16 protein-coding genes are annotated in these 22,943 nt (G+C 43.1%); 6 read left to right on the top strand and 10 right to left on the bottom strand.

What is annotated here, in order from left to right:
- Positions 1-348 precede the first annotated feature (348 nt).
- The 3 genes from HUW48_RS07400 (at position 349) to HUW48_RS07390 (ending at position 5,573) form a co-directional block, all read left to right on the top strand.
- Positions 349-2,322, top strand: a complete 1,974-nt coding sequence (locus tag HUW48_RS07400; protein WP_182415068.1) for an alpha-amylase family glycosyl hydrolase — start codon at positions 349-351, stop codon at positions 2,320-2,322.
- Between the two features lie 1,544 nt (positions 2,323-3,866).
- Positions 3,867-4,271, top strand: a complete 405-nt coding sequence (locus HUW48_RS07395) for a VOC family protein (protein WP_182415067.1) — start codon at positions 3,867-3,869, stop codon at positions 4,269-4,271.
- A gap of 279 nt (positions 4,272-4,550) precedes the next feature.
- The gene (locus tag HUW48_RS07390; protein ID WP_182415066.1) at positions 4,551-5,573 is read left to right on the top strand and encodes a rod shape-determining protein; all 1,023 of its coding nucleotides are present in this window, start codon (positions 4,551-4,553) and stop codon (positions 5,571-5,573) included.
- A 394-nt stretch (positions 5,574-5,967) separates the two neighbouring features.
- Here the strand turns inward: HUW48_RS07390 and HUW48_RS07385 are convergent, their stop codons facing one another.
- From HUW48_RS07385 to HUW48_RS07350, 8 genes are all read right to left on the bottom strand, one after another.
- Complete coding sequence (locus HUW48_RS07385) at positions 5,968-7,998, bottom strand: T9SS type A sorting domain-containing protein (RefSeq protein WP_182415065.1); 2,031 nt, start codon at positions 7,996-7,998, stop codon at positions 5,968-5,970.
- 120 nt (positions 7,999-8,118) lie between these two features.
- Positions 8,119-8,331: a hypothetical protein gene (locus HUW48_RS07380; RefSeq protein WP_182415064.1), complete on the bottom strand. Its 213-nt coding sequence runs from the start codon at positions 8,329-8,331 to the stop codon at positions 8,119-8,121.
- Positions 8,331-10,352, bottom strand: coding sequence for a hypothetical protein (locus tag HUW48_RS07375; RefSeq protein WP_182415063.1), 2,022 nt, complete (start codon positions 10,350-10,352; stop codon positions 8,331-8,333). Before HUW48_RS07375 ends, HUW48_RS07380 begins: the two co-directional genes overlap by 1 nt.
- 663 nt (positions 10,353-11,015) lie before the next feature.
- Positions 11,016-11,912, bottom strand: a complete 897-nt coding sequence (locus HUW48_RS07370) for a T9SS type A sorting domain-containing protein (RefSeq protein ID WP_182415062.1) — start codon at positions 11,910-11,912, stop codon at positions 11,016-11,018.
- 219 nt (positions 11,913-12,131) lie between these two features.
- Positions 12,132-14,618 (bottom strand): hypothetical protein, encoded by a 2,487-nt coding sequence (locus HUW48_RS07365; protein WP_182415061.1) that lies wholly within the window; start codon positions 14,616-14,618, stop codon positions 12,132-12,134.
- Positions 14,619-15,102: 484 nt separating this feature from the next.
- Positions 15,103-15,810: a DUF4288 domain-containing protein gene (locus HUW48_RS07360; RefSeq protein ID WP_182415060.1), complete on the bottom strand. Its 708-nt coding sequence runs from the start codon at positions 15,808-15,810 to the stop codon at positions 15,103-15,105.
- A gap of 382 nt (positions 15,811-16,192) precedes the next feature.
- Positions 16,193-16,759: a transposase gene (locus HUW48_RS07355; RefSeq protein ID WP_182415059.1), complete on the bottom strand. Its 567-nt coding sequence runs from the start codon at positions 16,757-16,759 to the stop codon at positions 16,193-16,195.
- 75 nt (positions 16,760-16,834) lie between these two features.
- Positions 16,835-17,176, bottom strand: a complete 342-nt coding sequence (locus HUW48_RS07350; protein ID WP_182415058.1) for an IS110 family transposase — start codon at positions 17,174-17,176, stop codon at positions 16,835-16,837.
- Between the two features lie 386 nt (positions 17,177-17,562).
- On the opposite strand from HUW48_RS07350, the gene HUW48_RS07345 reads away from it, so the two are divergent.
- The 3 genes from HUW48_RS07345 to HUW48_RS07335 are packed head-to-tail and all read left to right on the top strand — an operon-like array spanning position 17,563 to position 21,266.
- Positions 17,563-18,711: a hypothetical protein gene (locus tag HUW48_RS07345; RefSeq protein ID WP_182415057.1), complete on the top strand. Its 1,149-nt coding sequence runs from the start codon at positions 17,563-17,565 to the stop codon at positions 18,709-18,711.
- Between the two features lie 18 nt (positions 18,712-18,729).
- Positions 18,730-20,394 carry a BCCT family transporter gene (locus HUW48_RS07340; RefSeq protein WP_182415056.1) on the top strand — a complete coding sequence of 555 codons (1,665 nt, stop codon included), beginning with the start codon at positions 18,730-18,732 and terminating at the stop codon, positions 20,392-20,394.
- Positions 20,391-21,266 carry a universal stress protein gene (locus tag HUW48_RS07335; protein ID WP_182415055.1) on the top strand — a complete coding sequence of 292 codons (876 nt, stop codon included), beginning with the start codon at positions 20,391-20,393 and terminating at the stop codon, positions 21,264-21,266. The genes HUW48_RS07340 and HUW48_RS07335 overlap by 4 nt, the downstream gene beginning before the upstream one ends.
- A gap of 50 nt (positions 21,267-21,316) precedes the next feature.
- Here the strand turns inward: HUW48_RS07335 and HUW48_RS07330 are convergent, their stop codons facing one another.
- Together HUW48_RS07330 and HUW48_RS07325 are read right to left on the bottom strand one after the other, a co-directional pair.
- A complete protein-coding gene (locus tag HUW48_RS07330; RefSeq protein WP_182415054.1) occupies positions 21,317-21,931 on the bottom strand; it encodes a MarC family protein in 615 nt (204 codons plus the stop codon).
- A gap of 128 nt (positions 21,932-22,059) precedes the next feature.
- Complete coding sequence (locus tag HUW48_RS07325) at positions 22,060-22,740, bottom strand: site-2 protease family protein (protein ID WP_182415053.1); 681 nt, start codon at positions 22,738-22,740, stop codon at positions 22,060-22,062.
- Between the last annotated feature and the right edge of the window lie 203 nt (positions 22,741-22,943).

Genomic DNA, 22,943 nt, shown 5'->3' with positions numbered 1-22,943 from the left:
GGTTATACTAAGAAGTACAATCAAAATAATAGATTTAATAACTTTTTTCAAGATTATTCTTTCGTTGCATAACCACTTGAAGAAATAATTGTTTTCGCCGGAAAATTAAAGCGAGTATCCATAAGATTTTAAAAGCATATTATTGACTAAAGAATAACTTCTAAGAACTCTAGTCGGCAAAAGTTCACGGATCTTTATTGGTGAGACCTTACCTGGAACAATTCCTTAGCCCATTCTTAAATTTTCATTCCATTAAAGTTAATATGGGTAAAATACTGATAAATAGGTATTGCTTGTGTTCCAGCACTGGCTTATTTTTAGGTTCTTCCTATCTAACCAGCTTGGCGTATGAGTAATTCTAATCCCGATTCTGCCATTGAACAATCCTTAACCCAAATTAACTTAAAAGCTATTACCAAGGGCAGAACGTATTACGCCTCGCCTGCTGCCTGGGACGATGAAGTTCTTTATTTTCTTCTGGTAGACCGATTTTCGGATGCGAATGAATTTAATGGTTTTAACGATAAAAACGGCAATCCTATTCCACAGGGTACGAGAACAACCGATTTATTTGCTTTAACTGACAGTGGTAACATAGATAGAAATACCTGGTTTGATAATGGCAGAAATTGGTGCGGAGGAAACCTGGAAGGCCTGCGGGAAAAGCTCGGTTATCTTAAAAGATTAGGTATTACTGCTGTTTGGATTAGCCCCATTTTTAAACAAACCGAAGGCAGCAACAGCTATCATGGTTATGGTATTCAAAACTTTTTGGATGTAGAGGCTCATTTCGGTACCCGCAAAGAACTAAAAGACTTAATTACAGAAGCGCACCAACTAGGCATCCGGATAATACTGGACATAATTTTAAACCATGCCGGTAACATTTTTGCCTATAAAAACGGAAATCCCGAATATGAAAATGGGCAAGTTTACGAGGTAAACGGGTTTAAGCTGAATGAAAATGATCAGCAAGGTTCTTTACCGTTTAAAGAAATAGATCTAACGCTTCACCCACACGCCTGGCCGCATGGTGGCGTGTGGCCAAAAGAATTCCAAACTGCCGAAACCTGGACTCAAAAAGGGCAAATTAAGCAGAACCAATGGGATGCATATCCAGCTTATCTGGAAGGAGACTTTTATAGCCTGAAAAACATTAACCATGGTTATAGCGATAGCAACCTACCAGAGCAGGAAGTACTGCAGCATATTAAAAATTTTCGGCGCAACAAAACCCTGGAATACTTAGGAGAAGTATTTAAGTTCTGGATTGCTTATGCCGATGTGGATGGATACCGCATAGATACCGTAAAACACATGGACCCGGGAGCGGTACGATATTTTACCAATGTTATTCATGAGTTTGCGCAAAGTATTGGAAAAGAAAATTTTTACCTGATTGGTGAAATTACGGGCGGTAGGTCAAAAGCCATTAATTTAGTAGATGCGACCGGCCTTGATGCGGGTTTGGGCATTGATGATATTCAGGATAAGTTAGAGTTTTTGGCCAAGGGATGGCGGAATCCGGGAAATCCGGAGAATGACCAACAAACGGGCTATTTTGATTTGTTTAATAACAGTTTGGTAGATGGCAAAAATTCGCACCAATGGTACGCCAAAAGAATTATTACCATGTTCGACGACCATGACCAAGTAGGAACGAAACACAAGTTCCGCTACTGCGGCCAGGGAGGAGCAATTACTTCTAAAAGCTTGCCCCTGGCCTTGGCTTTAAATCTTACTACTTTAGGTATTCCCTGCCTCTATTACGGAACTGAACAAGCCTTTAATGGGGCAGATTTCCGGACGGGAGATGAAAAAGAAGATTATAGTGATACTTTCTTGCGAGAATGCATGTTTGGCGGACAATTTGGTTCTTTTCAAAGTGCGGGAAAACATTTCTTTAACGAAAGCCATGAGATTTACCGGTATATAAGTCAGATTTGTTTAATCAGAAAGCAACACATAGCACTTCGCCGGGGCCGGCAGTACTTACGCCAGGTTTCTTCTACCGGCCAGGCCAATGATTTTTATTATCCGACGATGATAGGCAACGAACTTAGATGGGTGGTTGCCTGGTCCCGGATTTTTGATAGCTCCGAATTGATTTGCGCCATTAACACAGATCTTACTACTTCCTTAACCATTTGGGTTACAGTTGATACGGATTTAACCCCGCCTGATACTCCAATAGAATGCTTATTTTCTACTGAAATAACTGATATCGGGAAAAATGTAACGGCAACAAATACTGATGAAAGAACTGTCATACTAATCACGATACCCGCCGCTGGTTTTGTAATTTATTCGAATAACAAATAAGCAAAAATTACTTATTTGGTGTATAAATGAAGCAGGTATAGAGATTAGTTATTCCCCATAGTATTTAGAGGTCCCCTATTAAAACCAAGGTTAAATCATAGGGGTACAAACCTAGCAGGTTTTAAAAACAGGAATGCAGCCGATAGAAATTTAAAACAGTTTTTCTACTTATTTCTGTCATCCTAAAAGAATCTAACCAATTGGGAGTGACTGCCGCAGAGTATGCAGATAATCGGAACAACTCCTTTTATCTGGTAGTTGGCAAGCATTAAACCTAAAGATGTACAATTATAGAATCAGACCAGGTTATGGAAGTAAAATGCTCCTAACCGAGTTCGTTAGGTGGGTGAGAAAGAAACCTTCTTGACTGACTTAAAAGAAGCTCTAAAGCAAATTGATTTAAAGTTTGGGGAGATGGAAGATTTATGGATGAATAACTAAGTTTTATTTCATCTGAATTCTTCAGAGGGAAATTTCTTACTGTCTAAAGATGTGTGGGGTTGTGCCTTTTTATTAGCAGACGAAAATCAGGAAGGAATTAAAAGAATTGACCTGCTTTTAAGCAAAACCGGAAATTACATAAGGGAGGAAGTTGACTTCTCTGAATATGAATTAGCAAAAAAATAACGACTTGCCAACACAAGCTAAAGCACACTTACGCGTGCCTTAGCCAAGTACGTTAAAAGCATAATAAAACTATTACCGCAATGTTATCCAAAATAAAAAAGCCTTTAATCATAATGATTAAAGGCTTTTGTGCAGAGAGAGAGGGATTCGAACCCCCGTAACTAATTACTCATTATCAATATCTTATCGTGGCATAAATTCTTTACTCACCGAATCACTCACCACTTCTAAATTACAAATAACTGCAAATGTTAGGACTCAAATTTACAGAATTATTTAAGTTTAACTACTTGTGGATAGAGTTATTAAAAAAGAATGAAGGAGTTTAAATTTGTAGTTTACAATATAAGGTTAAAGGAAGCTGATATTTTTAATAGTGGGTAAACTCTTAAAATAGTTTTACAACTATAAGATAAAGCTAAGAATAAAAGGAATTAAAATTAACGAAAAAGAAGCTTATTCGTCAAAAGAAAAAAGAATCATGGTCGAGGAAATTCGTTTTGTGTTACTTTTAAACTCTCTTTTATTCATAGCTTTATCTTATCTTTGTAAAGCTATTTTAGGAGTTTACCACTGCGCCCTCATGCTTCCTGTGATTACTTGACTCCTGCTCAGGCCCACCTCCGAGAAGGCCTACTGAATAAGCGCTGGCGAAAATACAAAAGAAAAAATCCTGTCAACCAGGAGTTGTTAATTGAGAAATTAAATAGAATTTTTACTGTTTAACCTGTAAAGCTATTTCAGGAATCTACCTAAAATAAGTATTGCGTTTTTTGTACCGAAGAGGGTTAATAGCTTTACTGCGGTTTTATCCATTGGGAAAATATAGTATATTCGTTTGCTCGCTTACCTTTAGCTATCAAGTACCATCAGGTAGGCACCTAGTAAATGCCTCTTGTAATGACAACAAAAATCAGATGGCAAAAAACAAACCCCTTATTCCCACTACCCTCGCGCCTTGGTTAACGGTCTCTCAATCAGTAAAGGCCATAGATTTTTATAAGCAGGCTTTTGGCGCTCAAGAATCGTATCGATTAGAACTCTCCGAGGAAGAACTAGTGGTCCGGCTTTCTATCCAGGGAGCGGAATTTTGGGTCAGTAGTGCGGCACCCCAAAAAGAAGAGGCGATAACTACGGTACTGGGAGGCGAAACTATTCGCTTGATCTTGACCGTTGCTGATCCAGATACCCTCTTTGACCAGGCCTTACAAGCGGGGGCTACTCCCATTTTTCCGGTAAGTGAAGAACATGGCTGGCGGTTAGGGCGAGTGGCCGATCCTTTTGGACTACATTGGGAAATCGGTTATCCTTTGCTGCCATAAAGAAATCAGACAATTGTCAATCTTAAAGAATAAGTAGGTCCACTTAAATGGGTTGATCTTTAGGATTATTTTACATAGGGAATTGGTAAACTCTTATTTAGCACCTTTACTTTACATAATCGCGACTATCGAACTATTTGGGAAAGGTGGAGCACTTCTCCTGGGAACCTATTCGTTCTAAGACGGGGTAGCCGACAGTGATTGTAAAAAGGGAAAGAAAGTTTCTTTAATTTAACCTACTTTTGAGAACCTGCCTGCCGCAGAAAAACACGAGAAAATATGGGCTTCTTTAATTTTTTTAGCCAGGATATAGCCATTGATTTAGGAACGGCCAATATCCTGATTATGCATCAAAATGCGCTCGTATTGGATGAACCGGCGATTATTGCTTTTAATTGTACCACCCAAGAAGTGCTGGCAGTAGGTCACAAAGCCATGCAGATGGAAGGTAAAACCCACGAAAATATTCGCACAGTCCGGCCTTTAATGGATGGGGTAATTGCTGATTTTAATGCCGCCGAACACCTGATCCGGGGTTTGATCAAGATGATCAATCTCCGCCAAGGTTGGTTTACCCCTTCCTTGCGTATGGTGGTCTGTATTCCGGCTGGGATTACGGAAGTAGAGAAAAGGGCCATCCGAGATTCGGCCCACACAGCGGGTGCCAAAGAAGTTTATTTAATTCAGGAACCCATGGCAGCGGCCTTAGGCATCGGCATTGACGTGGAAGAACCGGTGGGTAACATGATTATCGATATCGGGGGCGGTACGACTGAAATTGCGGTGGTGGCGATGAGCGGCATTGTTTGTGATCAATCCATTAAAGTGGCAGGGCAAACCTTCGATGCCGAAATCCTGCAGTATATGCGGCAACAGCATAACTTAATGATTGGCATTCGCACGGCCGAAAAGATAAAAATGGAAGTGGGCTCCGCTTTAATCGAATTAAATACACCGCCAGAAGATTATGCCGTCCTGGGCCGTGATTTAATGAGCGGCATTCCGAAAGAGATCAAAGTGAGTTACGTGGAGATTGCGCATTGCCTGGATAAAACGGTCGCTAAGATGGAAGAGGCGGTAATGAAAGCCTTGGAAATTACACCCCCCGAATTGGCGAGTGATATCTACCAAAACGGGATTTACCTGACGGGTGGGGGTGCCTTGTTACGAGGCTTAGATCAACGCATTGCCGCTATTACCAAACTGCCGGTGCACGTACCCGAAGATTCATTACGGGCGGTATCCCGTGGTACGGGCATTGCCTTACAAAATATCGGCCGCTTTACTTTTTTAATGCGGTAAACAAACACTTCTTAGGATAAGCACCTAACTTTTTAGAACCAATCACTCCAACCAGGCAAGATGGCTCATATTTCTCTGAGTGCATCGGAAAGACTTTTTCCCCACTTATATTCTCTTGGTTTACTTGCTGACCATTGTTATTAGAGAAATGTTCTCAGGTACTCATCTCTTAAATTAAAAGCCACTCTTAATTTAAGAGATGGGTTTATAAGGCAATTCTTCCACAAAAAATACCGGCTAGTACCAGGTCTATTTCCATCTTTTTTTCGGTCGTTTTTGAGATAAATTTCAGGATGTCCCCACCTATAAAATATTGACCATTTTATCTATATTAAAAAAAGCCAAGTGGTTAAAATTGCTTCTAACCGCTTAGCTTTTTTCGAATACAAAGCTCTTATTTAGTTAAGAGCAATTTCCATTGCTGATGCCGAGTAGGCGTTTGCAGTTGCAAAAAGTACAACCCTGCTGGTTTATTACCAGTCCGCCATTTTACCTGGTACGTTTGGTTGGCTTTTGCTTCCTCTTGAAACAAGGTAGTGACTTCCCGGCTTTGACTGTCATAAACTTTTACCGTTGCCGTTTGGGTTAGCGGTAAGGTAAAACTTACGGTTACTTGATCCTGGAAAGGATTAGGATAAGCTTGTACCTGTACTGGATAGAAGGAAGAAATCTGTTCTTCTGCTAAAATAGCTTCCCGGGCCGCTAAGATAGGCGTTGCTGCTGGCGCTACTTTCACCAGCCAGTAGTCGGTGCCGCCTTGACTCGGTTGGGTTCTATCGCCACTTACTCCGGAGTTGGAGCGACCACCCAAAAGCAAGCCGCCATCGTTGGTTTGAAAGATTGTTCTGAGTTCATCTTCGCCGCTGCCCCCATAGCGTTGGTCGGCTACTTTGTTGCCGTTGCCATCTACTTGCACTACCCAGTAATCACTCGCTCCTTGACTGGGCTGCGTTTTATCCCCACTTACACCTGAGTAAGAATAACCCGCCAAAAGGTAATTACCTTCGCCGGTGAAAGTACTGGCGCGTAGTTCATCGTCTTTACTGCCCCCAAAGCTGCTATCCCAAAGCTTTGTACCCTGCTCATCTAAATTTATTAACCAGTAATCTTTCCCGCCCTGGCTGGCTTGACTTTTATCGCCGGTATTGCCCGACTCACTTGTGCCCGCCAGGTAGAGATTCGCACCCTGGCTGCGCCCCACGGAGTAAGCTTCTTCCTGGCCGCTACCCCCGTAAGATTTCTCCCAAAGTAAATGGCCGTCTTTATCCGTTTTCACAGCCCAGTAATCACCTGCTCCGTAACTGGCCTGACTCTTATCGCCACTCTTGCCGGAGAGGGAAAAGCCGCCCAGGAATAGACCACCGTCCCGGGTTTCGGTAAAGCTGCCGAAAAGTTCATCTAAATTACCCCCGTAGCAGTGATCCCAGAGTTTAGTGTCATTCGCGCTTATCTTCACCAGCCAGTAGTCGGTGCCACCCCGGCTCGCCTGGCTCTTGCTGCCACTAGCCGGCGAGTCGCTGTAGCCACCTAGCACGTATTCGCCAGAATTAAGTTGGATGACCTTCTTGAGCTCATCGTAACCAGAGCCACCGAAAGTTTTATCCCACTGTTTATTGCCGCGAGCATTTATTTTCACGACCCAGTAATCCCGCTGGCCTTGATTGGCTTCGGTCTTATCCCCGCTCTTACCCGAATGGGAAGAACCGGCTAACAGATAACCTCCGTCCAGAGTTTGAATGACGCGGTTGAGGTAATCCTGATTGGAGCCACCATAACGTTTATCCCAAAGTTTTTTGCCGTTCTTATCGCTTTTGACAATCCAGTAGTCATTCTGGCCTTGGTTAACCAGGCTTTTGTCGCCGCTGTTATTGGAAACTGAAAAACCACCCGCGAGATAGCCACCATCCGAAGTTTTAATAACAGAAGTAAGTACATCGTGGTTTGCCCCGCCATAGCGCCTATTCCATTGCGCTGTATAAGATTTTCCTTCTTTTATTTTTATAATCCAATAATCAGTCGTTGGATCTCCATTTGTAGCGGGTTTACCTTTATTTTCTTCGGATTTATCGCCCTCTATGCTGGAATAAGAAGAACCTCCCAGAATATAGTTGCCATCACTGGTCTGTTGCACCGAAACGAAAAAGTCATCTCCAAATGTGCCAATAGTTTTATCCCACACTTTGCTGCCATCAGCTCTCAGCTTTACTAGCCAATAATCACTTCCTCCCAGGTTATCTTGCGTCTTATCCCCACTAATGCTGGAAATAGTTCTAACCCCCAGAATATACCCACCATCACTCGTTTGCTGCAGCGAATTTAAGGCCGGATTGAAGGATGGGTACCACTCTCCAAGCCCAAAGCCCTCAAATCCTTTTGTCCCTAAGGTTTTATCCCATTCTTTCGTACCATCCGCCTTCAGCTTCACGACCCAGTAATCACCCCTGTTATACCAAATGCTATTTTCAGAGTCTCGACTAGCTTCGGATTTATCGCCACTTTTGCCCGACTGAGAAATTCCTCCCAGAATATACCCTCCATCAGTAGTTTACTGCAAAGAAGTTAAATAATCTACACTATTTCCGCTAAAGGCTTTATTCCATTCTTTGCTGCCGTGGGCATTCAGTTTTACTATCCAGTAATCATCATTAGAACTCCCTCCTAAGAGATAACCACCATCGCCGGTTTGCTGGAGCGAGGAAACCCTATTACCACTGATAACTTTATCCCATTCTTTCGTGCCATCGGCTTGTAACTTCACTATCCAGGCACCAGGAGAAGCGTCAGATTTATCACCGCTTTTGCCAGATTCCGACCACCCCCTAGAATATAGCCGCCATCATTCGTTTGCTGCAACGCAATTAGTTCTTCCTTCCCGTCACTTCCAATTGTTTTGTCCCATTCTTTCGTACCATCGGCTTTTAGCTTTACTACCCAGTAATCAGCAAAGTAACATCCCAATTCGTTACAATCTCCTTTATTACCTTCCGTTTTATCCCCGCTCTTTGTCGAAGAAGAAGTGCCTCCCAGAATATAGCCGCCATCCCTAGTCTGTTGTACCGAGCTTAAGAAATCGCTTTCATTGCCCCCAATCGTTTTATCCCACAGCTTATTCACTATCGAGGCCGGCTCCACTAAAAAGGATTGAACAACCTCCGCTGGAAGATACGTAGCATTACCCGCCTGAATGGCTCTTACCGTAACTATACCTGTACCAGTAAGCGTAACAATATTGCCCTTTATTTTTGCTGGACCAGATACAATTGTAAAAGTGACCGGTAGGTCTGAAGTAGCCGTGGCGAAAAGAGAAAAGGGTTTGTCATTCAGGCTTTTATTGGAGAGAGGAGTAAATACAATTTTTTGGGGGAGAGCCGATCCACTATTATCCAGTCGCATTATCCAATAATCGGAGCCTCCCCGAGAAGTTTGGGAGGAATCACTTCTAGTGGTGGAGGCAGAAGAGCCCACCAGAACATAATTGCCATCTTTCGTCTGTTGAATAGAGGAGAAAAAGTCATTATAATCCCCCCCATAAGTTTTATCCCAAGTTATGTTACCTTCATTATTGAGCTTCATTACCCAGCCATCCGCAAATTCATCCCCAAGGTAAACCGAAGAAGGTCCACCCAAAATATAGCCGCCATCACTGGTCTGCTGGATAGTTATTATACTGGAAGAATTATTTCTTTTTAAAGTTGTATCCCAGTCGGTAGCACCATCCGCTTTTAGTTTTACCACCCATCCTAGGTTAGTAGGTACGTTAGAAATCTCTCTCTCTTTGTATCCTCCTAGAATAAACCCATTATCACTCGTTTGTTGAATCACAGATAACCATTCGTAGCCATCACCTGATATAGTTTTATCCCATTCTTTTGTTCCATCGGCTTTTAATTTTACAATAAAGGGTCCAATACGAAGTTCGCCAGAATGAGAGGCACCTAATAAGATATATCCCCCATCACGGGTTAATTGCATTTTCTCTAAATAATCGGAACTAACTTGCACCTCGGTTTTATCCCATTCTTTGCTGCCATCCGCCTTTAGCTTTACAATCCAGTAATCACTATAACATTGAGAAGCCTGCGTTTTATCACCACTTTTACCAGACCAGGAAGAACCCGCCAGAATATAGCCGTCATCACTTGTTTGATACACGGCGGTTAACCAGTCATAATTATTACCACCAATCGTTTTATCCCAATCTTTGCTGCCATCTGCTTTCAACTTTACTATCCAAAAATCCTCTTTGCCTTTACTATCCTCGGATTTATCGCCACCTTTTCCAGAAGCAGAAGTTCCTCCTAGAATATATACCCCATCTCTCGTCTGCTGAAGGGAAGATATGGAACCGCCGCTAATCGTATTATCCCATTCTTTGTTTCCGTCTGCGTTTAGCTTTACAATCCAACTTCCTGCAGCAGCTTCACTTTTATCTCCCAACTTTGCGGAATTAGAAGAGCCAATTACAATATACCCCTCATCGTTGGTTTGCTGCAGAGAAATTAATTTGTCATTTCTATCTCCCCCCAAAGTTTTATCCCATTCTTTCGTGCCATTTGCATTCAGTTTTACGATCCAGTAATCTGTCGTTCCTCTAGTCCCTCTATTTGCCTCGGTTTTATCCCCGCCACTGCCGGACGAAGAATTACCGCCTAAAATATAGCCCCCATCACTGGTTTGCTGAAAGGACCGTAATCCCTCCTCTCCCCTCCCCCCAATTGCTTTATCCCATAGATTTTTTTGGCCGAAGGTTATAGTCGTCAGGCCAAGGTGAAGTAACAAGATAAGGTAAAGGCCACGCCCTAAAAATATTATTTTCGCACGAAGTAGTATCTGGCAGAAAAGAGATAAAGTTGTTTGCATATGGGTAAGAGTAGTTTTATGTTCCGGAAACAGGAAAAGGAGCATTAAGAAAAAGAATTAGTAAACCTCTTCTTTTTGGTAAAGAAAGGTTACGGATACTTGCTCTTCTAAATATAAGTATTATTCTTAGAACAGATTAGCTATTTTAAATACAAGACTAGAGCAAAATAGCAGTGATAAGCTTAAAGCCAACTATTTATTCTAAAGCAGGAAAAACAACTACCGATAAGCTAAAAATAAACCTGCAAGAGACTTCGTAACTTATCAGAGAGAAAATATCGGATAACGGCAACTTTATCCGGCCTTGTTGAAAAATTTGGATTAGTTACTATGTTAAGAATGTTAAAAGTAATTTCTGTTGCTAGCGTTAAGTAAGGGTTTGCAATTGCAGCAAATACATACCCTTGGCATTACTATCCGATTAGCCTAGGAATAACTAGAAATCGCCCTGTCTTATAAGTCCAATTATATTAAGCAGATTGAGTTAATGCTCCTTCTAGTTTCATTTTAAAGGATACTTAGGGTATTCCTTAAAACACGTAGCTGGCAGAAACAGCTTCCGCTGGCTACGTGTTTCAATATTTACTTATTAAGGAGTACTTTCTGCGTATTTAGCTTAGTTGGGGTTTGCAGTTGCAGCAAATACATGCCAGCAGCTTTGTTGTCCGCCTGCCACTCTACCTGGTAGGTTTGCTTTGCTTTGGCTTCTCCTTGGTATAATGTTTTGATTTCCCGGCCTTGGCTGTCAAGGACTTTGACGATAGCTAATTGCGTTTGAGGTAAGCTAAAACGAACACTTAACTGGCCCTGGAATGGATTAGGATACGCCATCAAAGGAGTAAGCTCGGTCGGTTTAGTTACTTCTACAGTCAGGGTAGTCTCTCTGGCCGCTACGATGGAGGTAGTGGTAGGAGCTACTTTCACGAGCCAGTAATCCGTTCCGCCTTGGCTAGGTTGAGTACGGTCACCACTTACCCCGGAGTTGGATCTCCCCCCTAACAGTAAACCACCGTCTTTCGTCTGGGTTACCGTGCGCAGTTCGTCTTCTCCGCTGCCTCCAAACCGCTGATCTTGTACTTTCTGGCCGTTTTCATCTACCTCTACGACCCAATAATCTCCGGCTCCCTGGCTAGCCTGGCTCTTGTCCCCACTTACTTCCGAGTAAGACTGACCAGCCAGGATAAAATGCCCTTCGTCGGTGTAAGTGCTGGCGCGTAAAATATCATCTTTACTGCCTCCAAACCGTTTATCCCAAACTTTGTTTCCGGTAGCATCCAATTTTAATAACCAGTAATCCCGCATGCCTTGAACATCCTGGCTCTTATCACCATTGGCATTGGAGTTGCTCGTACCGGCTAAGTAGAAATTACCTCCGGAAATCTGCCGCACTGAGAAGACTTCATCCTGCGCATAACCGCCGAATGTTTTCTCCCAAATCAAGGTGCCCTCTTTATCCGTCTTAACGGCCCAATAATCCACGTCACCCCGGCTGGGTTGGGTTTTATCCCCGCTAATGTCCGAGAAAGAACTGCCGCCTAAGAAAAAGCCCCCATCACTCGTTTCAGTAAAGCTGCCTAGTACTTCTCCCTGCGAGCCGCCGTAGCGCTTATCCCAGAGTTGGGTGCCGGCAGAACTGATTTTAACTAACCAGAAATCATAGCCACCTTGGCTGTCTTGACTTTTATCTCCACTCGCCGGCTAAGTAGTTGTGCCTCCTAGCACGTACTCGCCCGAAGCGAGTTGAATTACCTTCTCCAATTCATCTTGCCCACTACCGCCCAAGGTTTTATCCCACTGCTTATTACCCGTGGCATCCACTTTCACCAGCCAGTAATCTCGGTCTCCCCGGCTCGCCTCCGACTTATCGCCGCTCTTTCCCGATAAAGAAGAACCCGCTAAAAGGTAGCCGCCGTCTTGGGTTTGGATTACCCGATTAAGGTAATCATCTTGGGTGCTCCCAAAGCGTTTTTCCCAGACTTTTTTCCCATTCTTATTACTCTTCACAATCCAGTAGTCGTTCTTGCCTTGGTTGCCCTGACTTTTATCCCCACTGACGCCCGAGTTGGTGTAGCCACCTGATAGATAACCTCCATCAGTTGTCTTGATTACAGAGGTAAAATTATCATTGCCTATGCCACCATAACGCATATCCCAATTTGAAGCAACGGGGTCTTCATCTACTTTTACGTTTACTACCCAATAATCCTGGATGTTCGAGTAACTATTATTTCTACTAAGTTCGCTTTTATTTCCCCCTATACCCGAATCAGAAGTACCTGCTAACACATAATTTCCTTCCGTATTATATAAAGCAATTGAAAGATAATCACCTTCAAAACCACCAATGGTTTTATCCCACTGCTTATTGCCATTCCCATCAATCTGCACAACCCAGTAGTCGTCTAAATAGTAACTGTCTGCCTCATTCTGCAAATTGTTTTCGCTCTTATCCTCCCCTTTATCGGAATCAGAAGTGCCTGCCAGTAAATAGTTTCCATTGGAAGTAGCCACTATTGATGTCAGTCTAGAGCTACCAAAATAGTTATCTTCGGCATCCTCACTGTAATAAGTATAAATGCCGCCATAGGTATTATCCCAAACTTTATTTCCCTTATTATCAATCTTCACCACCCAGTAGTCACTAAAGAAAGTAGCCTTTTCACCAGGTACACCATAACTTACACTCCATTCACTTTTTTCAGCACCTTTACCCGCATTGGAAGATCCGCCTAACAAAAAACTTCCATCCGGTGTAGCTACCAGAGCAGAAAGTTCAGAAGCCCCATAATATTCAATACATTCCTCCTCCTCATCAAAGCAGAAATCGTCGAAGTAGAAGTCTTTAGTACCGCCAAAGGTCTTGTCCCATACTTTACTCCCATTGACATCTATTTCTATGACCCAGTAATCTACAAATGCCCGCGCGGCTTGGCTTTTGTCTCCGCTTATTCCGGAAGCCGAAGATCCCCCGAGTAAATAACCACCACCTGTCGTATTAACTATAGCAGCCAAGTTATCAGCTTTATTGCCTCCGTAGGTTTTATCCCAAACTTTGCCACCAGCGGCATCTATCTTTAATACCCAATAATCCATATCTCCTTTACTTTCCTGGCTTTTATCTCCAGATTTGCCGGAAACGGAAGTGCCACCTAAAAGGTAACCGCCATCTTCGGTGGAGAAGATAGTTGTTAAATTATCGGCGTCGCTGCCCCCATATACTTTATCCCAGAGTTTATTACCATTTCCATCTATTTTAATCACCCAGTAATCCGTAGCACCCTTCAATACAGCGTCCTTGTCGCCGGACTTATCAGAATCAGAATGGCCACCTAATAAGTACCCCCCATCACTAGTAGCTATTAGAGTAGTAAGTTGGTCGTCGTGGTTGCCCCCAAAACTCTTATCCCACAGTTTTTTTCCTGCCTTGTCCGTTTTTACCACCCAATAGTCCAGCGAAAAATCACCAAATTCATTCGGTGTTCCTCTGTTACTTTCAGTTTTGTCCCCGCTGATACTTGATCGCGAAGAGCCACCTAGTAGATACCCGCCATCCGGCGTAGTAATCATCGCGGTAAGTTGGTCCGGATGATGACCACCAAAGGTCTTATCCCAAACAACGGTAGAAGGTACTATCACTTCAAAATTTTGCGTAGTATTCGCGGATAAGTAGGAGGCATTGCCCGCTACCGAAGCTTGAATTATAACCGTACCTGCGCCCGTTAGAGTGATTATTTTGTCTTTAACCGTAGCCGGCCCCGATATGACTTTAAAGGTAATGGGCAGACCGGAAGTAGCTTTGGCAATAAGCGCAAAAGGAGCATCGCCTAAGGTTTTATCCGGAATAGAATTAAAGGTAATAGTTTGCGATTTTTTTTCATCCAGTTTTACTACCCAGTAATCATCCCGATAGAAATTGCCATAATCTAAAGTAGCTCCCGTTTTATAGCCGCTAATTTCGGAATCAGAAGTGCCCCCTAAAATATACCCACCATCCCTGGTTTGCTGCACAACTTTTAAATTATCATCACTATCCCCGCCGTAGGTTTTATCCCAGGCTTTATATTGGGCGATCGTGAGGGTGGTGAAGCTCAGATGTAAGAAAAGGATTGCGGAAAGATGGAACCAACAGGAACGCAAAAGCTGGTTGCCACTCGCTTTTTTTAGATAAGGTAAAGGTGTTTTCATGTCCTATTTTGATTTAGTAATATTGTAAATAGCACTTTTGAAAGGCAATTATTGATCGATGGATTAAGATCTACTTACTACAAGGTACAACCTGATTCCTTTAAAGGAACCTGGTTGTACCTTGTAGATCTTTTTCTGTCTTTAAGGGTAAACACCTCTACCCCTCTAAGCTATACCAATTTTTGGGTATCTATCCAAGAAATTATCATATGCATAATGTGATAGCTTCACCTTTTAGGATAGAAAATAACAATTTTAAACCAAGTCGAAAATAAATCCTGATCCTGAAAAAGGCATGTATATGGCGTATTATACTCACTTTCGTTTTGATTATAAATTACCAGTTCCATCTCTTAATGCAGTAGGTTTATGATCTCTATATTCAGGATTGAGGCGTAGTTGTAATGATCAATAGCAGAAGAAATATATTGCTATTGATTTTTTTTACTATATAAGTACACTTACGTTCCATAGCGTAATTTAGCTATTGTTCGTAATCCGATTCTTTTAGTTTTCGGCGCTTCCAAATACTATATACTTCCGTTCCCTCCGGATCAATGCCCGATACTCCCAACTCGTAGACATCCAATACCTTCAGAAATTTCCACTTGTTAAAGTGGTAACTACTCGTTAAGATTTCCGCTTGGCTGTAGCGACCAAACTCTACCTGCGCTTTTTGGATCGCCTCACCCCTGTTTAAGGCTTTCACTAACACCATACGTTCCTCCGTTAGTCGTATACCTGTTGTCGTATCTAAATCATCAAATGTTGCCACGAACAAGCCCATGATGTTGTAATAAAGAGGCAACACACAAGCCTTGGGTTCAGGACCGGCCTCCGGTTGTATTTGGGGTAGTCCTTCCACCTGTTCCACATTCAGCCATTTAATTGTTTGATTGCTTTGCAGCCCAGCTATTTGTTGACCCGTTAACTGGCCAGTAATTCCACGGGGTTGATTTCGGCTTCCCACGATTTGATAATGGGTAGTGGGGTAAATGCTTTTTACTAATTTCAATTGCTTTCGGAAATAGTGACTAACTACTACCTTCCTTTCTTTAGGCGTTAGAGGCTTTAAACTCGCCAAATCCGGATAATAAGGAAAACTGATCCTAATATCCATTTTTCTATCCGCGTACTGATTAACTAAATCAGAGACAGTAATTCCGAAATCTTCTAATCCATTTATGTTCATGATGAGCTAGCGTTAAAAAAGGCTTTCGGAATGAAGTGGCTCCGAGAATCTATTTTTCAGAACCGACGAGCCAGAGCGGAACGAATATACACCAAATTAGTGATGCTGGAAGAGAAATAATTGTAAGAATCCCTGCTTTCTCTTTCTGAGCAACTCTCCCATTTAGACCTATTTAAGTGTTACAAGAAGGTTTGATTATATTTTTCCTATAACCAATAATATGATAAATAAGTAATTTACAGGTATAGGAAAAGATAAGCTGTAAATAGCTGCCTTTTCATTATTTAACATCCCGTTGCAGCATCTTACTAAGCAAGAAAGAGAAGTTGATGACAAAAGGGATGATAGAAAAATGCATAATTCCTATTTAACATGAACTGTGTTAAAAGTCAAGGTTTTTAGGTCGAAATTTTAGTATATCAGGCTGGTAAGGAATACCTGATTTAACAATGGCAAATGCCTGTTTCAAGAGCTTATTGCAGACGGCAATCAAAGCCAGTTTACCGTTTTTACCTTTCGCCACCAACCGCTCATAAAGGGCCTTGCACGCGGTATTCGATTTTTTAGCCGAGAAGCTGCACACATACAATTTGCTGCGGATTAAGTTACCGCCCATTTTGGTGATGCGCGTCTTCCCCCGGATGCTTGTACCCGAAGTGTACTCTCGAGGGGATAAGCCCGTTTTGGCAATCAGTTGACGATGATTATCTATTTTCTGAAAGCTGCCGGCAAATAAAAGCAACATGCCAGCCGTCTTTTTACCAATCCCGGGAATAGAAGAAAGTAATTGGATCTCCCTTTTAAAAGTATTCTCCAGAGTGGCTAGTAGCTTTTCCTGGATTTGCTTGACTTGCTTATCGAGCATTTTTAAAGTTTGCTTCAGGCTTTTCACGGCTAATTCGCTCACTACGGGTTGCCGCTCCAGAGCCGTCAGGGAGTTAATGACCATAGTCCTTTGCCGGATGAGCTGCTCGGTAACCTGTTCTAGTTGCCGGCATTCGACGATTACCGGCTCCTCGGGTTTCTAGGAAGCCACTTGGTTCTGTTCCCCGTAGCGCTTAATCCATTGAACATCCTTCTTGTCACTTTTACCTTTGCCTAAGTACATCTGGATGTAACGCTTAATGATAACGGGATTAACTACCGCTTGTTCATAAAGGAAATAAGCTAGGTGCAGGTAATATATACCTGTCGCTTCCATCACATACAGGCTCTCGGAGCTGCATTGTTTCACCAGCTTTTGAAAACCAGCTTTGTTATTACTGACTTCCAGGTGCTGCAGCTTATCCTCTAAGGAGAAGCATACCGCTAAGGTGTCTTTACTTACATCAATACCAATTACTTTTTGTTTGGCGGATAGAATCATAACTTGAAGTGTTAATCAAAGGGTAGACAAAAAAGAAAGAAGAGGAGATTATGGTAGCTTTCTCTATCCTGATGCAAGCTCTAAGGCTTAATGGAACTGTTCAAAGTAACCATAGGAAAAGGAAGGGGATTTTCATGTAAAACAGGCTCTTAGGACCTAATAAAAGTGACCATCTTGATCCTTCCTTTCTTCTCTTTTATCCCAATATAAGCATCAGAACAAACATAGGATAAAAGTGGTTATAGGATGACAAGACTTACAGTGAAACCCGAGTTCTCTAATTTTGGCATGTCTTAAAAATGTAAGGAGGCTAATCTAAACAACATTTCTGTCTAAAAACCGTCCTACTTAGGGGGAGGAGGGCTCATACTCTGGTGCTTTTGGTTATGATAAGAATAATTTTACTCTTTCTTCTCCTATTCGTCACCAAAATCTGTGCGGCACAAGAACCAGAGGAGAAACCCGAAGATAAACCTTATTTGAAATTAGGGGGTGCTGTTCGTTTTAACTATAATCTTTCTACCTGGAAAAAAGATCAGTTAGAACGGGCCGGGGACTTTGGCTATGATGTATTCCGCCTAAACGCTGAAGCCGAATTTAAAGGCATCAAACTAAATGCTGAGTTCCGATATTACTCCCAGGCCTTTGGTGGTGCCTTTCTGAAGCAGGGTTGGTTCCAACACGATTTCTCTGACCAATCCCAAATACAGGTTGGCCTGCACCAGGTGCCTTTTGGCATACAGCAGTACAATTCCAACAACTGGTTCTTTAACATGACCTATTATCTGGGTTTTGAGGATGACCACGACATGGGCGTGAAATATATTCATGACTCCAACCGATGGCAGTGGCAGGTGGCCTATTACAAAAGTGCCGAAGAGTTCGTGTTTGGCCCAGCGGAGCCTAGCCCCAACCGCTACTCTTATGACGTTACCGGGCGTAACAAAGAAAATAACCAATTCGATTTAAAACTGGTGCGACGATTAGGCGACAGCTTAGCTCATAAATTGGGCATTTCTATACAGGGTGGGCTACTCTATAACCTTGACACGAAACGCAACGGCACTCGTTATGCGGGTGCCGTACACTACGAACACCTGGCCAAGCATAGCCCCTGGAACATTAAGCTGCAAGCTATGCTCTACCGTATAAATCCTAAATATGCCACAGGGGCAGAGGTGGATTTGGTGGAGATGGGTGCTTATGGCTCGAATAATAATGTAGCCAATAGGGGAGAAATATACACGGCCGGTGTCTCTTACCATATCCCCATGGATACAAAGCTGCTGCAGGGCATAGATATCTACAATAACTATGGCTACTACAATAAACGCATAAGTGGTTATGAGAACGCCCACATGAACGTGCTAGGTGCCTTGTGGACGGCCGGGCCAATGTATATCTACACCGACGCCGCCTTTGGGTATAACCACCCTTGGCTAGGCCCTGAATGGATGAATGCCTTCGCGGCCGGTACCCCAGACGAAACGAAGTGGCATATGCGCTTTAATATTAATCTGGGATATTATTTCTGATTATTAAATACATCATGAATGATTAGACTAAGAAGTAACACACAAAAATCTTTAGGACTGGAGGTAAACGGTCCTGTATTTTGGTCCTCCATTTTTTTCCTGGTTGTAAGCATAAGCTTGGTGCTTGTGTTTCAGAAGAGTGCCGAGGCTTTCTTTAGCGAAGTGCAGGCAGCTATTACGACTAATATGGGTTGGCTTTTTATAATTAGCGTGAATCTCTTTGTGGCCTTTTGCCTGTTTGTGGCTTTTAGCCGATTTGGTTCAATAAGGCTAGGGGGCAAGACTGCTAAACCAGAGTTCACTACCTCGGCCTGGTTTGCTATGCTATTCAGCGCGGGCATGGGTATAGGCTTGCTTTTCTGGAGTATCGCGGAGCCCATTAACCACTTGCAGACTCCCCCACTCGGAGAGCCGGGCACTCCCGCTGCTGCCCGGCAAGCGATGAATTTCACTTTCCTGCATTGGGGGCTGCACGCCTGGGCTATTTATGCCTTGGTGGGGCTCGCGTTGGCTTACTTTACCTATAACCGGCAGCTACCACTAACGGTTCGCTCCGCCTTCTATCCTTTTTTAGGCGAGCGGATTCATGGCGTTGTAGGACACATCATTGATATTCTGGCGGTAATCGCGACGCTTTTTGGATTGGCTACCTCCCTTGGTTTTGGAGTACAGCAAATAGCGGCTGGCCTGAATCATGTTTTTCCTGCCATTTTAAATGATATTACAACCCAAATTGTACTTATTGTTATTATTACTGGTATTGCCACTGTCTCTGTAGTAACCGGGGTAGATAAGGGGGTTCGTATTCTGAGTGAATGGAATATTCGCATTGCCCTGTTTGTGCTGGTGGCGGTGGTGCTACTGGGGCCAACGGTTTTTATACTGGGTTCATACGTTCAAAACACCGGCTCGTATATCGGCAACTTTATGCAACTATCGTTCTGGAATGAAGCGTATTCAAACACAAACTGGCAGGGTACCTGGACGGTTTTCTACTGGGCTTGGTGGATATCCTGGGCGCCGTTTGTCGGTATATTTATTGCCAGAGTGTCTAAAGGTCGAACCATCAAGGAATTTGTATTGGGCGTGCTCATTGCCCCTTCACTCCTTTGTTTTTTATGGATGACCGCTTTCGGAAGTACGGCCCTACGCGAAACCCTGGCCGGCAACCCGGCTATTGCCGATGCGGTGGCAGTGGATATTTCTACTGCCCTGTTCATATTCTTTGAACAGCTGCCCTTCTCCACCTTTCTATCAGTAATAGGGGTTCTGCTGGTAACAGGCTTTTTTGTGACTTCCTCAGACTCCGGTTCGTTGGTAGTGGTAAGTCTTACTTCTGGTGGTAACCCCAATCCTTCGGTAGGTTTACGTGTTTTCTGGGCGCTAGCAGGTGGTGCGGTGGCCGCAGTACTCTTGCTTGGCGGAGGCCTACAAGCCTTGCAGACGGCTGTTATAGTTACGGGCTTACCTTTTGCTATTATACTTTTGCTGATGTGTTATAGCCTGTACCGTGGACTAAACGAGGAAGCCGAAGAAGAAGCAAAACTGGGCCAGACCCAAGAGCGCAAAGCTTATCAGCAACTAGTGGCCGAAATGCTGGCCAAGCGCGCCAAGAAACAAGATGCCGGCCTGCCCGAAGTCAGAAAAGATAATCCTGTACAACCAAACCCGGATACCCTATGATTACGATTGACGCCATGATGGTCTGCCTGGACCTGAGCGACATAGACGAGAAGCTGGTTGCTTTTTCCCGCTCCATCTGTGAGCGACTAAAGGTGCGGAAAATATACTTTGTGCACAACATTAAAGTATATGAGCTGAGCGATGATTTTAAAGAGTGGTTCGGAGACGTTGACCTTACCAGTGAGGTGGAAGGTAATATCCAGGATATTGTGGCGGAGCATTTTGGCACCATCACCGACCATGAAATACTCGTTAGTGAAGAGCCAAACACCGAAGTCATACTTGCCGACCTGGTAAAACGCTATCAGGTCAAGCTCACCATCCTCGGCAAGAAGATGAGCAACAAAAGTACCGGGGCTTTAGGTACAAAACTGTTGCGCGTATTGCCGTGCAGTATGCTGGTTCTCCCCGAAACGGCTCGTCTTAACATACAAAAAGTACTGGCACCGATAGATTTTTCTGATACCTCCGTGCACGCCCTCCGGTTAAGTAAGAATCTTTCTGACCAATTAGGATTGCAGCTGGAGATTATGCACGTTTACCGCCTCCCAAAACAGTTTTTTCCGTTAATCTCGGAGGATAAAGCTGTTAAAAAAGCAGAAGAAGTGGTAAAAGAAAAGTTTGCTGACCTGCAGAAAAGGCACCAGGAGATAGCCCGGGTTCCTTATACCTTGGTAAGAGCTGCCAATAAAAGTATAGCAGAACGCATTACCTTGCACCTGGAAAAAGGAGGCCACGACCTGCTGGTGCTGGGTCTGAAAGGCAATAACCCGCTGCCTTCGCTGAGCCTGGGCAGCGTGCCTACTGAGATGTACAACACCAATATCAACGTGCCGCTTTGGCTGGTGTATTCTGGAGATATTATTAAATAAATTAAAATGTGATTGTAACAAAAGAAGTGAACAGGGAAAGCAGCGAAGCATCATTTCTCCACTCCTGTTAACACCAGGTTGCTTATTCCTGTCACAACCATATCAACCCCTATCGCCCCCAGAAAAAAGCCATTGATGCGCAGGAGGAGTTCCATATTTTTATCAAAAGCGATTTGCAGCTTTTTAGAGTGCATGGCGTTGCGGATGCTTTTCATGCCCATGATGATGGCAAAGTTGATCAGCATGATAATAACCAGCGATAGTACGCCTTGCCACAATACCAGCTGCTCAGACATCAGTACCGTCAGCGAAATAGTACCTGCGCCCACCATAAAAGGCAAAGCGATTTCCGATGCCAAATCATGGAGGTCTCCTTTTATCTGGATAAATCCTTTTTTGCCCTGCACAATTAAGATATAGGCGAACGAAAAGAGTACAATGCCTCCGAATATGCGGAATGATTCGAAATTAATGCGGAACACTTCCTTAAAAACAAGGTCACCCAGCAGTAGAAATCCAAGAAAAATGCCAAAGGAAATGCTGCTGGCTTTTATAAATACTGATCGAAAATCATCATCAGACAAATCGCTCATAATAGGTCTCAAGTAAAGAAAGAGTGCAAAAGGGTTAAGCATAACCAAAAAACCAACGATAGCTGCAATCATAAAATTAGGTTGGATGTAGGAGTATTAATGTACGAATTTCCTAGCCAGCGGATATACAGAAAGCCCGTATAAGCTGTATGGAGTAGCCAACTGGTTTTTAGTACCAGCTGCGTAAATAGCCCAATAACTTATAAAGGCACCTTGGGATAATTGCCTATCTCCATTTCCTGGCCCTCCTTCGACTGAATCACCCGGCTTGGGCGATTACTTTTTGCTATTTGCTGCGCCCGTTCAATAGCAGTACTCTCTTCCTTTAAAGTTTCCATTACTATTTTGTTAGCATCAAGCACCTGCCATTGCCTCTTATCCTCACTCCAGGTAATTCTGTAAACAGTATCAGCTAGGTGCGGCTTGTTTCTTATCAGATCCAGGATGACTTTGCCATCGCTGTAAGAGCCATCCGGGTAAGGCATTGGCAGAACCGCAAAAAAGATATAATACATAGAGAAGTAGGTAAACTGGTAAGTTAACATACCCGCCTCTACGGTACCTGCTTGTACCAGGTACATTACTAGTACGGCTGTTAATGCATTGAAAAGAACTCCTCCTGAAAAGATGAAGATGTTAGCCAAGCGCTGATTGCGTATCAGACTATCGAAAGAGCAATGGCCATACCAAAAATAGTATTTCCGTACCTCCAGCAAGCCTAAGCGAAAAAGTACATCTCCCGAACCAACGGTTAACTTAATATTTTTACCTCCCATGAGCCAGGCAAAAAAAACATGGCCTACCTCGTGTAAAAAGGAAATTACGGGGAGCACCAGGAAAAAGGCCAGCACAAACTTCGGTATATCTTGCCATCCAAACATAATCTTATGGATTACGGTAATTAGGACTAGAATGGTGCTTATATGGCCTATGTTTGTGAAGAGACCCATGTGAAGGGCCACGAGGTTATCGTATCAAAAACGACGAGAAAATGAGAATGGAGGAATTACATAGTCATATCTTATATAAATAACTTATAGAAATATAACATGAGTTACCTCTAATGCAACATTGAAATAAGTTT

The sequence above is a fragment of the Adhaeribacter radiodurans genome (assembly GCF_014075995.1).
GTDB lineage: Bacteria > Bacteroidota > Bacteroidia > Cytophagales > Hymenobacteraceae > Adhaeribacter > Adhaeribacter radiodurans.
The sequence above is the reverse complement of the archived record's forward strand: the minus strand, read 5'-3'. Positions and strand labels throughout refer to the sequence as shown.

Bases quoted from the DNA above. Each gene is read 5' to 3' on its own strand.
- HUW48_RS07350 (WP_182415058.1), bottom strand. From the start codon at position 17,176: ATGATTCTATCCGCCAAACAAAAAGTAATTGGTATTGATGTAAGTAAA.
- HUW48_RS07335 (WP_182415055.1), top strand. From the start codon at position 20,391: ATGATTACGATTGACGCCATGATGGTCTGCCTGGACCTGAGCGACATA.
- HUW48_RS07365 (WP_182415061.1), bottom strand. From the start codon at position 14,618: ATGAAAACACCTTTACCTTATCTAAAAAAAGCGAGTGGCAACCAGCTT.
- HUW48_RS07360 (WP_182415060.1), bottom strand. From the start codon at position 15,810: ATGAACATAAATGGATTAGAAGATTTCGGAATTACTGTCTCTGATTTA.
- HUW48_RS07340 (WP_182415056.1), top strand. From the start codon at position 18,730: ATGATTAGACTAAGAAGTAACACACAAAAATCTTTAGGACTGGAGGTA.
- HUW48_RS07330 (WP_182415054.1), bottom strand. From the start codon at position 21,931: ATGATTGCAGCTATCGTTGGTTTTTTGGTTATGCTTAACCCTTTTGCA.
- HUW48_RS07345 (WP_182415057.1), top strand. From the start codon at position 17,563: ATGATAAGAATAATTTTACTCTTTCTTCTCCTATTCGTCACCAAAATC.
- HUW48_RS07395 (WP_182415067.1), top strand. From the start codon at position 3,867: ATGGCAAAAAACAAACCCCTTATTCCCACTACCCTCGCGCCTTGGTTA.
- HUW48_RS07325 (WP_182415053.1), bottom strand. From the start codon at position 22,740: ATGTTTGGATGGCAAGATATACCGAAGTTTGTGCTGGCCTTTTTCCTG.
- HUW48_RS07355 (WP_182415059.1), bottom strand. From the start codon at position 16,759: ATGGTCATTAACTCCCTGACGGCTCTGGAGCGGCAACCCGTAGTGAGC.
- HUW48_RS07390 (WP_182415066.1), top strand. From the start codon at position 4,551: ATGGGCTTCTTTAATTTTTTTAGCCAGGATATAGCCATTGATTTAGGA.
- HUW48_RS07400 (WP_182415068.1), top strand. From the start codon at position 349: ATGAGTAATTCTAATCCCGATTCTGCCATTGAACAATCCTTAACCCAA.